We start from the raw sequence: 13,697 nt of genomic DNA, 5'->3' as shown, positions 1-13,697 counted from the left end.
TTTTAACCGGTCGGATAAAACACTAGCGCATGGCCGCTATCCGATCTAGCGGCATGTTGTCAGACCTAGGTCGAGGGTTACCGGGCTGAAGGAGATGCTTAATGTGGGCATCGATGCGATCGCCGCATCAATTCGCCCCGATCAATTCGCCGATGTCGCGGACGCCGTCCTCAGTTCGACTTCGCGCCCTCTTTGGCGTTTTCCTTCGCGTTCTCCGCGGTCGGCGATCCCTCGGGTGCCTGTCGCTTTCCGCCGGTGATGCGCTGCTTCAGCAAATCGAGGAAAGGAGACGCAGCGGGCGAGTGGCGGATCAGGGCCTCGGGATCGGGAAAGATCAGCGGATCGTCCCAGGGGCCCTGCACCATGAACGGCAGTTGAAAGCCGGACGTTGTGTTGAGACTCGCCACACCCTTCATGTCGTATTCGCGCGTGGGCACCGATGCCGTGCCGGTCAGCGTGATCTTCGCGGCCGGCCCTTCGATGCGGATGTCCTCGGCAGTGGCGATCCCATCGGCGAATTTCACGGCGATGGTGAGATTGTCGAAGGGCGTCGAGCCGTTGCGGAAATTGCCGCCGCCCGACAACGGCCGGCGCTCCAGCCGCTTCAGCAACTGCTCGGCGTTGAAGCCCGCGATCGCGCCGTCATGCCCGGTCACGGTGGCGGTGCCGTCGAGCGACTGCACCAGGCCGAACGGGCTCGAGCCGGAAGCAAGCAGCGACACGTTGATATTGCCGCGGCCGGACAGCTTGTTGAGGCCGAACAGTTCGGAGGCGCAGGCCTGGAGGTCGACGTCGGTGAACTGGAATTGCGCCTTGATGTCGGCGACCGTGTCGGAGCGCGAGATGCCGAACGAGCCCTTGGCGATGCCGCCATAGACCTGTGCCTCGCCGACCGAGAGCGCCAGCGTGCCGTTGCGCAAGTTGGCGCCGATCGCGGTGCGGCCGAGCTTCGAGGGGCCGACCGTCAGCCTGGCGGCCGACAGGCGCATGTCGAGGTCGGTGCTCGAAAGCCCGTTGAGATCGAACAGCTGCCTGTTCCAGTCGCGCGCACCGCTCGCGAGCAGGCGGAAGGTGGAGATATAGGGTGTCAGGTCCAGCGCGTCGGCGGCGAGCGTCGCCTGCAGCGTCTGCCGGCCGTTATTGGCATAAGTAATCACGCCTTCGGCGGTGTTGCCGTCGAGCTCGACATTGACGTTGGTGAGCGCGATCGAGGCGCCGACGACATTGGCGCGCGCCTTCAGCGCGAAGCGGCCGAAGCCGCCGCTGCCGGGCTGCGGCTGGCCGGTCCAGCGCAACGCGTTGCGCAAGGACGGGCTGTCGATCGTGAGCGTGCCTTCCATCATTGGGCTGGTGCGGTTGGCGACGCTGCCGTCGAAGGCGAGCTTGAGCGGTGCGCTGGCAATCCGCGCCTTCAACCCGGAGCGGTCGCCCGAGAGCGCGGCGACGAAATCGGCAATGCTGATCGAGCCGTCGACGCGCTCGCCACGCCAGTCGAACTGTCCGGTCGCGGCAAAGGAGCGCGAGATCGAGGGCCAGGCCAGCGACAGGTCGATGTCCTCGAACTTCTCGGTGGCGTTCGTGGCGACGTCCTCGTAATTGAGCACGCCGTCCTGGATCCTGATTTCGGAGAACGAGACCTGGTTGTCGGCGCCGGGCTTCATCGTCCGTGCGATGGTCTGGATAAAGGGTGTCCAGTTGCTCTCGCCGTCCGGCTTCAGGCTGACATGGATGTGTGGCCGCAGCAGCGTCAGGTCGGCGATCTCGAACCGTTGCAGCAGCAGCGGCAAGAGCCGGAGATTGGCGGTGAGCACGTCGACATGAAGCGCGGGGTCGGCGGTGCCGCCGCCCTTCAGGCCGACATCATGGAACGAGATGTAGCTCGCCGGCAGCACGGAAATGTCGATGCTGCCCGCCACGCTGAGCTCGAGCCCGGTGACATCGCGAATCTGCGCTTCCACGGCCTTGCGCAACGCGTCGCGGTTGATGAGCCAGGAGGTCGCGATCAGGGCGATCAGCGCGACGCCGAACAGCGCCGCGATCGGCGTCCCGAGGCGCTTCATTCCTTGGGCCATGGTCAATGGCATGTCCTGATCGGGTTGGTCGCTGGAGCAAAAGGGCGGGGCGAGAAACCTGCGCGCCCCCACGCCCAACCCCCGCAACTTGATGGGTTTTCTTGTCGCTTTCAAGGCCGAGGACGGGTCTGCCCACGGTGTGGGCAGCTTCTATCACCGGGTCTCGGAACGGAAAACCCCGTATCATTGACGGCTTCGGACGATTTCGCCTAATAATCGCCGCCAATAAGGGCGCGACGCCTGCAGGCCGCAGCTTCAGTCGAGGGTTTTTTCATGAACAAGGTCTATCCCGACGCCAAGTCGGCTCTTGAGGGCGTTCTCAAGGACAACATGATGATCATGTCGGGTGGCTTCGGCCTCTGCGGCATCGCCGAGACCCTGTCGGACGCGATCCGCGACTCCGGCGTGAAGGGTCTGACCGTTGTCTCGAACAATGCCGGCGTCGACGGCATCGGGCTTAGCCGCCTGCTGGAAACCCGCCAGATCAAGAAGATGATCTCGTCCTATGTCGGCGAGAACAAACTGTTCGCCCAGCAATTCCTCGCCGGCGAGCTGGAACTCGAATTCAATCCGCAGGGCACGCTGGCGGAGCGCATCCGCGCCGGCGGCGCCGGCATCCCGGCCTTCTATACCAAGACCGGCGTCGGCACGCTGATCGCCGAAGGCAAGGAAGTGAAGGAGTTCGACGGCGAGAAGTACCTGATGGAGCGCGGGCTGTTCGCCGACCTCGCTATCGTGCATGCCTGGAAGGGCGATACCGCCGGCAACCTGATTTACCGCAAGACCGCGCGCAACTTTAACCCGATGATGGCGACCGCCGCCAAGGTTACGGTGGCCGAGGTCGAGCATCTGGTTCCCGCCGGTGAACTCAATCCCGACCACATCCACACGCCCGGCATTTTCGTGAAGCGCATCGTCGAGGTCGGCACGGCCCAGAAGCGCATCGAATTCCGCAACACCCGCCCGCGCACCGCCGCTTAAGATCAGGAGATCGATATGGCCTGGACCCGTGAACAGATGGCTGCGCGCGCCGCGAAGGAATTGCGTGACGGCTATTACGTCAACCTCGGCATCGGCATCCCGACGCTGGTCTCGAACTACATCCCTGACGGCGTCGACGTCAGCCTCCAGAGCGAGAACGGCATGCTCGGCATGGGCCCGTTCCCCTATGAGGGCGAAGAGGACGCCGATCTGATCAACGCCGGCAAGCAGACCGTGAGCGAGCTGCCCTCGACCTCGTATTTCTCCAGCGCGGATTCCTTCGGCATGATCCGCGGCGGCCACATGGACCTGTCGATCCTCGGCGCCATGCAGGTGGCCCAGAACGGCGATCTCGCCAACTGGATGATCCCCGGCAAGATGGTCAAGGGCATGGGCGGCGCGATGGACCTCGTCGCCGGCGTCAAGCGCGTCGTCGTGGTGATGGAGCATTCCGCCAAGGACGGCGCCAAGCTCCTGAAGAAGTGCAATCTGCCGCTGACCGGCGAGCGCGTCGTCGACATGGTCGTGACCGATCTCGCCGTGTTCACCATCGACAAGCACGGCGACGGCGGCATGGCGCTGATCGAGCTCGCCGACGGCGTCACGCTCGACGAGGTCAAGGCCAAGACCGAAGCCGAATTCCGCGTCGCGCTGAAAAACACGTAAGGCAACGATCCCGAACGATTAGGAATGGCCGGGCTTCGTCCCGACCATTTTCGTTTGCCAATGCAATGCAGGTACTTGCGAAGGCGCGCGTCGCCTCCAAGTCGTCGTTGCGAGGAGCGAAGCGACGAAGCAATCCAGACTGTTTCTGCGGAAAGACTCTGGATTGCTTCGCTGTGCTCGCAATGACGGAGCGTCGCTACGACCGCGCCCAGACCTTCCCCCACCTCGCCGACACGCTCGCCACCCACGACCGCTCCTCGCGCACTAGGCGGAAGCCGAGATTGGCGGGTGGCACGCCTTGGGCGCAGCCGCCGGCGCGGGCGTCGCGGATGAAGTCGGTGACGTAGGCACGGTGCGCGCCCTCGGCGACGCGCACGCCGCAATTTACCGTCGGGCGGCCGGCCTTGCCGGCTTCGTCGACGCGCGAGCGCACGAAGCAGGTCGAGGTCCACTCCCAGACATTGCCGGCGAGATCGGACACGCCACGCTCGTTCAGGCCGAACTGGCCGAACGGATAGGCCGTGGTGTCGGACAGGTCACGTTCGGATTCACGCTCGTAGCGGCTGATCCAGCGTTTTGAGGGATCGTCCGCCTCGACCGGCGCACCGTCATCCCTGAACTTTGAGCCCGCGGCAAAGGCCCATTCCGCATCGCTCGGCAGACGATAGTGATGGCCGGTCTGGCGCGACAGCCAGCTGGCATAGGCCTGCGCATCGTGCCAGCTTACCTGCACCGCGGGGCGGTCGGGCGCAATCGTCACGCCGCGATCGAGCGCATGGCATTCGCCGTCCCGCACGCAAAGCTGGTAGGCGGCGGAGGAGACCTGCTCGCGCATGATGTGAAGCGGCCGCGTGAATTGCAATCTGTGCAGCGGCGCTTCGGCCTGCTGCCCGGCGCGGGTGAAATCGCCGGCCTCGCGATAAGCGAAGCTGCCTGCGGCGATCTCGACGATCACAGGCTCGCCTTGCGCGCCGCGCGTCGACATCTCGGAGACCAGGGGCGCAACAGCCAGTGGTCCTGCGAAGCCGGCCGCACAGGCAAGTAGCAATTTCAGCTTGAATGCAATCAGCATGGTCATCCCCCGAAAGAAGAAGGGGCCGGCGATGGCCGGCCCCTTGTTGCATCTAGTTGGTATTGGGAGCCGGTATCTCCGCAGGCGCCTTCACCTGGGTCATCAGATCGTCGTTCCACTTGCCTTCGACCTTGAAGTGCGCAGTGGCGCCGAGGTCGGCGGCCTCGATCAGATTATGCGTGACATAGGCGTAGATGCCGGGCTGCAGGAACTTGTACATCGCCGCGCCCGCCGAGCCGCCGCGGATGAACCAGGTCTCGAGCCCCGTCTCCGGCGGGTTGGAGAACTTGCCGGTCTCCCAGACATAGTCGCCATGGCCGCCGATCAGATGCGGGCGGCTGTCGCGGTTGGCCTGCGAATGCACGATCAGCACGTTCTCGCCGACCTTGGCCGTCAGCGCGTTCTTGCCGGTGAGCGCGCCGACCTTGCCGTTGAACACGACGTGGGAGGGGATCAGCTTCTTCATCACCTCTTCGGTGTCGGTGAAGGCCTCGCCCGGCGAGTCGTACGACTTGAAATTGCCCTTCTCGTCGCGCGGCACGTACATGTCCTGCTCGCCGACATAGTAGATCTTGTCGTATTTCAGCGCGTGGCCCTTGCCGTCGTTCAGTCCGTCGCGCGGCAGCACCATCACGGCGCCGTTCATGCCGGAGACGACATGCCAGGGGATCATCGGGCCGCCCGGCGCGCAGTGATAGACGAACACGCCGGTCCGCGTCGCCTTCCAGCGCAGCACGACCTGCTCGCCGGGATTGACCAGCGTGAGCTCGGCGCCGCCAAGCGCACCGGTCGCGGAGTGGAAGTCGATGTTGTGCGGCATGGTGTTGGTCGCGGGATTGAGCAGCGTCAGCTCGACATAGTCGCCTTCATGCACGACCATCAGCGGGCCCGGCATCGAGCCGTTGAAGGTCATGGCCTGGAAGGTCGTGCCCTTGTCGTCGATCACCACCTTTTTCTCCTCGATGGTCATCTTGAATTCCATGATCTTGGGCACTTGCGTCGTGGCCTGCTCGTGCGCGTGCACGAAGGGCGGGGCGACCAGCTCGACCTTCTGCCGCGGCAGCTTGAGATCGCTGGCAGGGAAGGCGGGTGTCGCGAGCATCAGAGCGGTCGCGGCGGCGCTGATCAATGCGGCTCTGCGGGTGAACATCGTAAAGCATCCTTCATGTGAAAGGGTTTTAATGACGGATGCAGTGTGCGCCTGTTGCCGCAAGAGTGTTTGCGCTGCGACAAGGTTTTGCCGGATTCGCCTCCGGTGAATTCCTTAGGAGGTGCACCGACGCGCGGCACGGCGCCCGGACTTTGAGCGAGCGCAAGGTCGCGGGTTCGAAAGCGGGTAATCCAGTGCCATCCGGAGCCTGCCGTTACCGCAAGCGGCATCAATCGACGAATGGGTAGGATATGAGGACCGATCTCGCGGCAAGCTACGGCGAGGAGCGCCTGCCGCGCTACACGAGCTATCCGACCGCGCCGCATTTCTCGCCGTCGATAGGTGCCGACACCTACGCACGCTGGTTGTCGGAGCTTCCCTCGAACGCGAGCGCATCACTTTATCTGCACGTGCCGTTCTGTCGCGAGATGTGCTGGTATTGCGGCTGCCATACCCAGATCGTTCGCCGCGACGGGCTGATCGCGTCCTATCAGCGGACGTTGCGCAGCGAAATCGCCGAGGTCACTGATGCCATCGGCCGCCGCATCAAGGTCGGGCACATCCATTTCGGCGGTGGCACGCCGACGATCATGGCGCCGGAGGCCTTTGCCGAGCTGATGGCGGCGATGCGTCACGTCTTCTTCGTGTTGCCTTCGGCCGAGATTGCGGTCGAGATCGACCCGCGCACGCTGACATCAGAGATGGTGGAAGCGATGCGGCTCTCCGGCGTCAACCGCGCCAGCCTCGGCGTTCAAAGCTTCGATCCCGTCGTGCAGCGCGCAATCAACCGCCTGCAGAGTTTTGAACAGACCGCCTCCGTCGTCGACATGCTCCAGAGCGCCGGCATCAAGGGGATCAATTTCGACCTGATCTACGGCCTGCCGCACCAGACGATTGCGTCCTGCCTGGATACGGTGCGGCGTTCGCTGGAGCTCGCGCCGGCCCGCTTCTCGGTGTTCGGCTATGCGCATGTGCCTGATTTCAAGAAGCACCAGCGCATGATCAACGTGGATCATCTGCCCGACGGCCTTGCGCGCCATGACCAGGCCTGCGCCATCGCCAACGCGCTGAAGGAGGCCGGCTATATGCAGATCGGGCTCGACCATTTTGCGCGCCCCGACGACGCCATGGCGGTCGCATTCGAGCAGGGGACGCTGCGGCGCAATTTCCAGGGCTACACCACCGACCAAAGCGAGGTCCTGCTCGGCTTCGGCGCCAGTGCGATCGGACGTCTGCCGCAGGGCTACGTCCAGAACGCGGTGCAGATCGGTGCCTATGCGCAGGGCATCGCGGATGGCCGCCTCGCCACCGCAAAAGGCTATGGGCTCACCGATGACGACCGGCTGCGTGCCGACATCATCGAGCGCATCATGTGCGAGTTCGGCGCCGATCTCGGCGACATCTGCGCGCGTCATGGCGCAAAGCCGGAGGCGATGCTCAAGTCTGCGTCGCGGCTGGAGCCGTTGATCTCGGATGGCGTGGTGAGGCTCGACGGCGATCGCCTTGCGGTCGCGAACGACGCGCGCTTCCTGGTCCGCAGCGTCGCGGCCGCGTTCGATGCGCATCTGGATCCGGGTAAGCAGCTGCATAGCCGGGCGGTGTAGTTGCCACCAGCTTGCGCTTCAACAAAGAAACTCAGCCCAGCTCCGCTATCGTCACTTCGGAACGGAGTTGTCCATGCCCTTCCGATCCGACGATCTGGTCGATGACATCATGCGCGCGGCGCCGCACACGATCCGCGTGTTCCTCGCCTTCAGGATGGCCTGTGTCGGCTGTCCGATCGCAACCTTCCATACCGTGGACGACGCCTGCCGCGAGCACGGCATCGATCGCGACAAGTTTCTCGCCGCGCTGAGCGAATGCGTGCCGGCATGATATGAGTTGGAATCTGCGCGGGGGCGCGCCCGACCTCACCCCTATCGTCAGGCGGCGCCGCTGCCCGGATTCCGCTCTGCCAGCACGACGATCCTGTGCGGATCGCGCAGGATGATGCGCTGCCGGCCGCTCTCGACCAGACCCTGGCTCTCCCAGCCGCTGAGGATACGGCTCACCGTGTGCAGCGTGGTGCCGGTCATCTGCGCGATGTCCTGGCGGCTGATCGGGAAGTCGATCTCGATGCCGTGGTCGAGCTTCTTGCCGGACTGGCTGGCGAGCCGCAGCAGCGCATGCGCGACGCGCTGCTCGACCTGCTGGGTCGACATTTCGAGAATACGGGTGTGGCTCTCCTGCAGCCGCTTGCCGACGGTCTGCATCGTGTTGGCGGCAAGCGCGGGAAACCGTTCGGTCAGCCGCGGCCAGGCCGAATTCGGCCAGATCAGCGCGACGCTGTCATCGACCGCCATCGCGGTCGCCGGATACTGCGCGGCGCCAATCGCCATTGCGAGCCCGAAGGTCTCGCCGGGCGCGACATAGCGTACCACGATCTGTTCGCCGGCCGGCGTGGTCTTGGCGGCGCGGACATGGCCGTGCAGCAGCAGGAAGAAGGACTGCGCGTCCGCGCCCTGCTCGAAAATGGCGGTGTTTTTGGGATAGCGCACTGATCGGGCCTCGCGCAGGATCTCGTCGAGGGCTTCCGGCTTGACGCCGGCAAACAGCGGCAAATGCGCAACCAGCGATGTGTCGACCTTGGCCATCCTGCCTCCTTGGCGCTCAGGAGTGTGATGGCACCTGCAATCGTCCAGTAGTTTGCGATAGCGCAAAACGGGCCGGCCGGACGGCAGTATTTTTCCAAGTCAGGATCCAAGTGACGGTCCGAATTCACAGGAGTTGCCCCATGGCTGGCGTACGATCCCGTAACTTTGCGGGCTGGCCGCTGTTTGCGAACAGCTTTCGACCCTTTTTCCTGCTCGCCGCGATCCAGGCGGGCCTGTCGATCCTGGTCTGGCTGCCGATGTTCTATGGCGAGCTGTCGGTCACATCGGCCTTCGCGCCGCGGGACTGGCATGTCCACGAGATGCTCTTTGGCTTCCTGCCCGCTGTCATCACCGGGTTCCTGTTCACGGCGATCCCGAACTGGACCGGGCGCCTTCCGATCCAGGGCACGTCGCTTGGCGCGCTGCTGGTGGTCTGGCTCGCCGGGCGCGCCGCGGTGGTTCTGTCCGCCGAGATCGGCTGGGCGTTCGCGCTGGGCGTCGACGCCGCCTTTCTGGCACTCGTCGTTGCGGCGGCAACGCGCGAGATCATCGCGGGCGGCAATTGGCGCAATCTGCCGGTCGTCGTGCTCGCGCTGGTGCTGCTTGGCGGCAATGTCGCCTTCCATCTCGAAGCCCACTACGAAGGTGCAGCCGATGTCAGCATTCGCGTCGGCATCGGCGTGGTCGTGCTGCTGATCTCGCTGATCGGCGGCCGCATCATCCCGAGTTTTACCCGCAACTGGCTGGTCAAGTTCAACTCCGGCCGCCTGCCGGTGCCGTTCGGACGGTTCGATGGCGTGGTGATCGGGTTGAGTGCGCTGACGCTCATCGCGTGGATCGCGGCGCCGCTGAACACGGTTACAGGGGTTGCAATGGCGCTTGTCGGCTTGCTGCACCTGGTGCGGCTCGCGCGCTGGGCCGGTGATCGCACCACGCGGGAGCGGCTGCTGCTGATCCTGCATGTCGGCTACGCCTTCGTTCCGCTCGGCTTCTTCCTCAATGCGTTGGCCGGCTTCGGTGAGCTGCCGCCGAGTGCGGGCATTCATGCCTGGATGACGGGCGCGGCCGGAATCATGACGCTCGCGGTGATGACGCGCGCGAGCCTTGGTCATACCGGGCAGGCGCTGACGGCGTCACTGGCGACGCAAGCCATCTACGTCGCGATCATCGTCGCGGCACTGGCGCGGGTCGCCGCCGTGGTGTTGCCGGCGCATGGCGATGTGCTGCTGCACATCACCGCCTGCGGCTGGATCGTCGCGTTCCTCGGTTTTGCAGCCGCGTTCGGACCGCTGCTCGCCGGCAGCCCGCGGCGCGCACTCGCCATCATGGGCGTGCCGGCGCCGGCGCGCTGAACCCTAAGCGGCTGATGCCGACGCGACGTCGGCCGGCTGCGCCAGCGGCCGCACGCCCTTGCGCCAGTCGGTGATGGTGCAGCCGAAGCGGCCGCGGAACCAGCGGGCCATGGCGCTCTGCGCGGAGAAGCCGAGCTGTGCGGCAATATCCGCCAGCGGCCGGCCGGGGTCCTCGATCAGCTGGATCACGAGATCGGCGCGCTGCGCATCCAGGATGGCCGAGAAGCTGGTACCGGCTTCAGCCAAGCGCCGGTGGATGGTGCGACGTGTGCAGGCGAGATGCTCGGCGACGCGTTCGACCGTGCAGTCGCCACCTGCGAGCAGGATGCGCACGACCTCGTCGACCTTCTCCTCCCAGCTCGCCGGCCGGCTTTCGATCGCCTCGATCCGCTTGCGCAGATAGTTCGCGATCAGCGGATGCGCGCTCGGGATCCGCCGCTCCATGTCGTGCGCCGACAACAGGATCGAATCCTCCTCCGCATTGAAGATCACGCGGCAGCCGAAGAAGTCGCGGTAGCGCTTGCGGTCGTGCGGCGGCGGGTAGTGCAGATGCACCTCCTGCGGCCGCCAGTCACCTCCGTACAGCGACTGGATGATGCGGTGAACACTGCCCAGCGCCATGTCGATCGACTGGCGCGGGGCCGTCGGCTGCCGACCGCGCAGATGCAATGTGACGGTCACGGTCTGCTTGTCTCTGACAACGTCGAGCTTCATGCCGTCATGATGGATATGGATGAAGCGCGAGAAAGCGTCGATGGCTTCACCGACGGTTGCTTGTTCGCGCACGATCAGGCCGACCGCGCCGAAATTGGTGAGGCCGCCGCGCTCGGCCAGCCGTAAGCCGAAATCTTCGGCACCGGATTCCTCTGCCGACAATTCGAGCAGGCGACGCAAAGCTGGGACCGCAATGGGTGTATCGGGCTTGTCGAGGATGGCCAGCGGCAGTCTGACCCTGCGCATCATCTGCCTGGGGTCGAGCCCGACCGACCGGGCGACTTCCGGGTAACAGCTCAAGCCTGCGCTGCGAATGAGGTCGGTCATGCGACCTGTTCCTGTCAGCCATTCCCGCAGATGTCCCGAAATGTAAAGTTTCTGTCCCGATCCGTCAAATCCGGGAACAGTGTGGAACATACATAAGGAAGACCGAAGCACAGGCGCGAATGCCGTGCTCATTGACGGCGGGGCGCGATGGGGCCTCCGGCCGTCACGTGCCATTTGACCAAGACATTACTGGATCGGGATTATGCCGGGAAACATGCTTTCCAAGGGTGAGGTATTCGTCATTGAAACTGACGCCGCCTCCCGCGAACAACTGTCGACGGCGCTTCAACAGAGCGCCTACGACGTGATTTGCTTTGCCGACGGCGCATCGCTTTTGTCGGAGGCCAAGGCGCGGATGCCGGCCTGTGTGTTGCTGGAGATGCCGCCGGATCGCTCCGCCCTCGACGTGCTCAGGCGCCTGCGCGAGGAAAACTGCATGGCGCCGGTGTTGGTCACCTCGGCGAACGGCAGCATTGCCATGGCGGTCGACGCCATCAAGAGCGGCGCGGCAGATTTCATCGAGAAGCCGTTTCGCACCCACGACGTCGTCGGTCGGATCGATGCCGCGATCGACGAGTCCGCCCAGCCCGATTCGAGCCGGCAGCGCTGGCTGCCCGGCTGCGAGCCCCTGACCGCGCGCGAAGGCGACGTGCTCGCCCATCTCGCCGCCGGCCTGACCAACAAGGAAATCGCCCGTCGCATACATCTGAGCGCACGCACGGTCGAGGGCTATCGCGCCGGCATTTTGAAGAAGGCCGGCGCCCGCAACGTGACAGATTTGCTCCGCCGCATCTACGGGCAGGGTTCGCCCAGCCAGACCTGAACGCGGCCTTTGAGTCGAGGTTCTGCCGCGGCGCGGTGACGCGTTCCGCGGCCATGGTGCCGCCGCAGCGGCGCCCAACGGAAACCCCAATCGAACCAGTTCCTTCCCTGCCGCGTCTCACCACGATGGCGTGGCATGTTTTCGCAGCGTCCGGCTGGCGGCGCGGCGATATCGGCAGGGAGAAGTTTGATGCGCACGATCGCAAGATGTCTGGCGGCGACGAGCCTGGTCCTGGTGATCGCGGCGCTCGCCGCGCCCTCATGGGCCGCCGATGTGGACGCCACATCGGCCATCGACACCGTCACCGTCTATCCTGACGGCGCCACCGTCACCCGCTTGATCGCGATCGACCTCGCCTCCGGCGACAGCACGCTGGTCGCCAGGGATTTTCCGCTCTCGCTCGATCCGTCCTCTCTCCGCGTCGAAGGTGAGGCCGGCGCAAAGCTCACCATCGGCACCATCGACGCGCGGCCGCCACGCGCGGTGCCGCCGGTCAATCTTTCCGAGCTCGACAAGCGTATCGAGGCGCTCAAGGACGAGCGCGCCGACCAGCAAGGCGCGATCGATGCGGCCGCCGCCCGGCGCAAATTCGCGCAACGCTTCGCCGAAGCCTCTCCCGCCGGCCTCGGCGAGAAGGGCGAGGCGCGCCCGATCACCGAATGGCGCGCGGCCTTTACCGCCGTGGCCGAGGAAGTCGCTGCCGCCGAGGCCACGATCCGCGATGCCGCGCGAAAGCAGCGCGAGATCGATCGCCAGATCGCGCAACTCGAAGCCGACCGATCCGCCAAGCCACCGAGCAAGCTGGAGGTGCGGATCGACGTCGCCTCGACGGCGGCGACGAAAGCGACGCTGCGGGTGACTTACGCCGTGCGCAATGCGCGCTGGCTGCCGCTCTACGACGCCCGGCTCGACACCGGCGCCAAGGACCGCAAGCCGCAACTCGAGCTGGTCCGCCGCGCCGAGGTGACGCAATCGACCGGCGAGGACTGGTCGAACGTCACGCTCGGTGTTTCCACCGTCCGTATCGCCCGCGGCGGCAGCGCGCCGGAGCTGGGATCGCTGGTGGCGCAATATCCGCAAGTGCCGAAGCCGCGCGCGCTGGGCCAGGTTTCGGACATGGTGATGCCTGCGCCTGCAGCGGCGCCGATGTTGCGAAAGATGGAGACCCCAAGGGAACAATTTGATCTGCCCGCCCAACGCGCCGACGAACAGCAAGCGGTTGCCGAGATCGGTGATTTCCAGGCCACCTTCAAGATCCCCGGTCGCGTCAGCCTCGGCGCCGCCGAAGGCGCCAAGAGCCTGCGTATCGCCTCGATGAGCGTGCCTGCGGATCTCGCGGTGCGCGCTGCGCCGGTGCTGGATCCCACCGCGTTCCTCGAAGCCAGCTTCAAGCAGACCGATGACACGACGTTGCTGCCGGGCAAGGTCGCGATCTACCGCGACGGTGTCTTCGTCGGCCGCGGCAAGCTGTCCGCTTCGGCCAAGGACGACATCGTGCGGCTCGGCTTCGGCGCCGACGACAAGGTCAAGATCGAGCGCGCGGTGCTCAAGCGCAACGAAGGCTCGGCAGGCTTGATCGTGACGACGTCGAAGACCGACGAGCGCGCCTACAAGACCACAATCCGCAACGGCCACGACTTCCCGATTCACGTCGCGATCGAGGATCAGCTGCCGGTCAGCGAGAATGACGAGATCGTCGTGGAGATGCTGCCCGCGACCACGCCGCCTACGGCAAAAGATATTCGTGACAAGCGCGGCGTGCTGGAATGGTCGTTCGACGCCAAGCCCGGCGAGGTCAAGGACATCAACTTCGCCTGGCGCGCCCGCTGGCCGAAGGACAAGAGCATGGTGATCGTGCCGTCGGGCTAGGTTGCCAGCCACGAAGGAGGTACGCTCCCTCTCCCGCT

At 65.1% G+C, this 13,697-nt stretch carries 12 protein-coding genes; 7 read left to right on the top strand and 5 right to left on the bottom strand.

What is annotated here, in order from left to right:
• Positions 1 to 170 precede the first annotated feature (170 nt).
• On the bottom strand, positions 171 to 2,072 hold the full coding sequence (locus tag K3F49_RS08545; RefSeq protein WP_234680598.1) for an AsmA family protein: 1,902 nt from the start codon (positions 2,070 to 2,072) through the stop codon (positions 171 to 173).
• A gap of 273 nt (positions 2,073 to 2,345) precedes the next feature.
• Here K3F49_RS08545 and K3F49_RS08540 point away from each other — a divergent pair, with 273 nt between their 5' ends.
• Both K3F49_RS08540 and K3F49_RS08535 read left to right on the top strand, forming a co-directional pair.
• On the top strand, positions 2,346 to 3,053 hold the full coding sequence (locus K3F49_RS08540; protein WP_234680429.1) for a CoA transferase subunit A: 708 nt from the start codon (positions 2,346 to 2,348) through the stop codon (positions 3,051 to 3,053).
• Positions 3,054 to 3,068: 15 nt separating this feature from the next.
• Entirely contained in the window at positions 3,069 to 3,719 is a 651-nt protein-coding gene (locus K3F49_RS08535; protein WP_212298191.1) for a CoA transferase subunit B, read from the top strand.
• A 196-nt stretch (positions 3,720 to 3,915) separates the two neighbouring features.
• Here the strand turns inward: K3F49_RS08535 and K3F49_RS08530 are convergent, their stop codons facing one another.
• Together K3F49_RS08530 and nirK are read right to left on the bottom strand one after the other, a co-directional pair.
• Positions 3,916 to 4,791 carry an SUMF1/EgtB/PvdO family nonheme iron enzyme gene (locus tag K3F49_RS08530; RefSeq protein ID WP_234680428.1) on the bottom strand — a complete coding sequence of 292 codons (876 nt, stop codon included), beginning with the start codon at positions 4,789 to 4,791 and terminating at the stop codon, positions 3,916 to 3,918.
• 52 nt (positions 4,792 to 4,843) lie between these two features.
• The gene (nirK, locus tag K3F49_RS08525) at positions 4,844 to 5,941 is read right to left on the bottom strand and encodes a copper-containing nitrite reductase (protein ID WP_234680427.1); all 1,098 of its coding nucleotides are present in this window, start codon (positions 5,939 to 5,941) and stop codon (positions 4,844 to 4,846) included.
• Between the two features lie 251 nt (positions 5,942 to 6,192).
• Between nirK and hemN the strand changes: the two genes are divergently transcribed.
• Complete coding sequence (gene hemN / locus K3F49_RS08520) at positions 6,193 to 7,545, top strand: oxygen-independent coproporphyrinogen III oxidase (RefSeq protein WP_234680426.1); 1,353 nt, start codon at positions 6,193 to 6,195, stop codon at positions 7,543 to 7,545.
• 73 nt (positions 7,546 to 7,618) lie between these two features.
• Entirely contained in the window at positions 7,619 to 7,816 is a 198-nt protein-coding gene (locus K3F49_RS08515) for a DUF1858 domain-containing protein (protein WP_234680425.1), read from the top strand.
• Positions 7,817 to 7,863: 47 nt separating this feature from the next.
• Here K3F49_RS08515 and K3F49_RS08510 read toward each other — a convergent pair whose 3' ends face one another.
• Entirely contained in the window at positions 7,864 to 8,574 is a 711-nt protein-coding gene (locus tag K3F49_RS08510; RefSeq protein WP_234680424.1) for a Crp/Fnr family transcriptional regulator, read from the bottom strand.
• A gap of 140 nt (positions 8,575 to 8,714) precedes the next feature.
• Between K3F49_RS08510 and K3F49_RS08505 the strand changes: the two genes are divergently transcribed.
• Entirely contained in the window at positions 8,715 to 9,926 is a 1,212-nt protein-coding gene (locus K3F49_RS08505) for an NnrS family protein (protein WP_234680423.1), read from the top strand.
• Between the two features lie 3 nt (positions 9,927 to 9,929).
• On the opposite strand, the gene K3F49_RS08500 is transcribed toward K3F49_RS08505, so the two are convergent.
• Positions 9,930 to 10,967 (bottom strand): AraC family transcriptional regulator, encoded by a 1,038-nt coding sequence (locus K3F49_RS08500; RefSeq protein WP_234680422.1) that lies wholly within the window; start codon positions 10,965 to 10,967, stop codon positions 9,930 to 9,932.
• Positions 10,968 to 11,169: 202 nt separating this feature from the next.
• Between K3F49_RS08500 and K3F49_RS08495 the strand changes: the two genes are divergently transcribed.
• Both K3F49_RS08495 and K3F49_RS08490 read left to right on the top strand, forming a co-directional pair.
• Complete coding sequence (locus K3F49_RS08495; protein WP_234680421.1) at positions 11,170 to 11,790, top strand: response regulator transcription factor; 621 nt, start codon at positions 11,170 to 11,172, stop codon at positions 11,788 to 11,790.
• 189 nt (positions 11,791 to 11,979) lie between these two features.
• Entirely contained in the window at positions 11,980 to 13,659 is a 1,680-nt protein-coding gene (locus K3F49_RS08490; RefSeq protein ID WP_234680420.1) for a mucoidy inhibitor MuiA family protein, read from the top strand.
• Positions 13,660 to 13,697 lie beyond the last annotated feature (38 nt).

The sequence above is a fragment of the Bradyrhizobium monzae genome (genome assembly GCF_021458635.1).
Classification (GTDB): domain Bacteria; phylum Pseudomonadota; class Alphaproteobacteria; order Rhizobiales; family Xanthobacteraceae; genus Bradyrhizobium.
The sequence above is the reverse complement of the archived record's forward strand: the minus strand, read 5'-3'. Positions and strand labels throughout refer to the sequence as shown.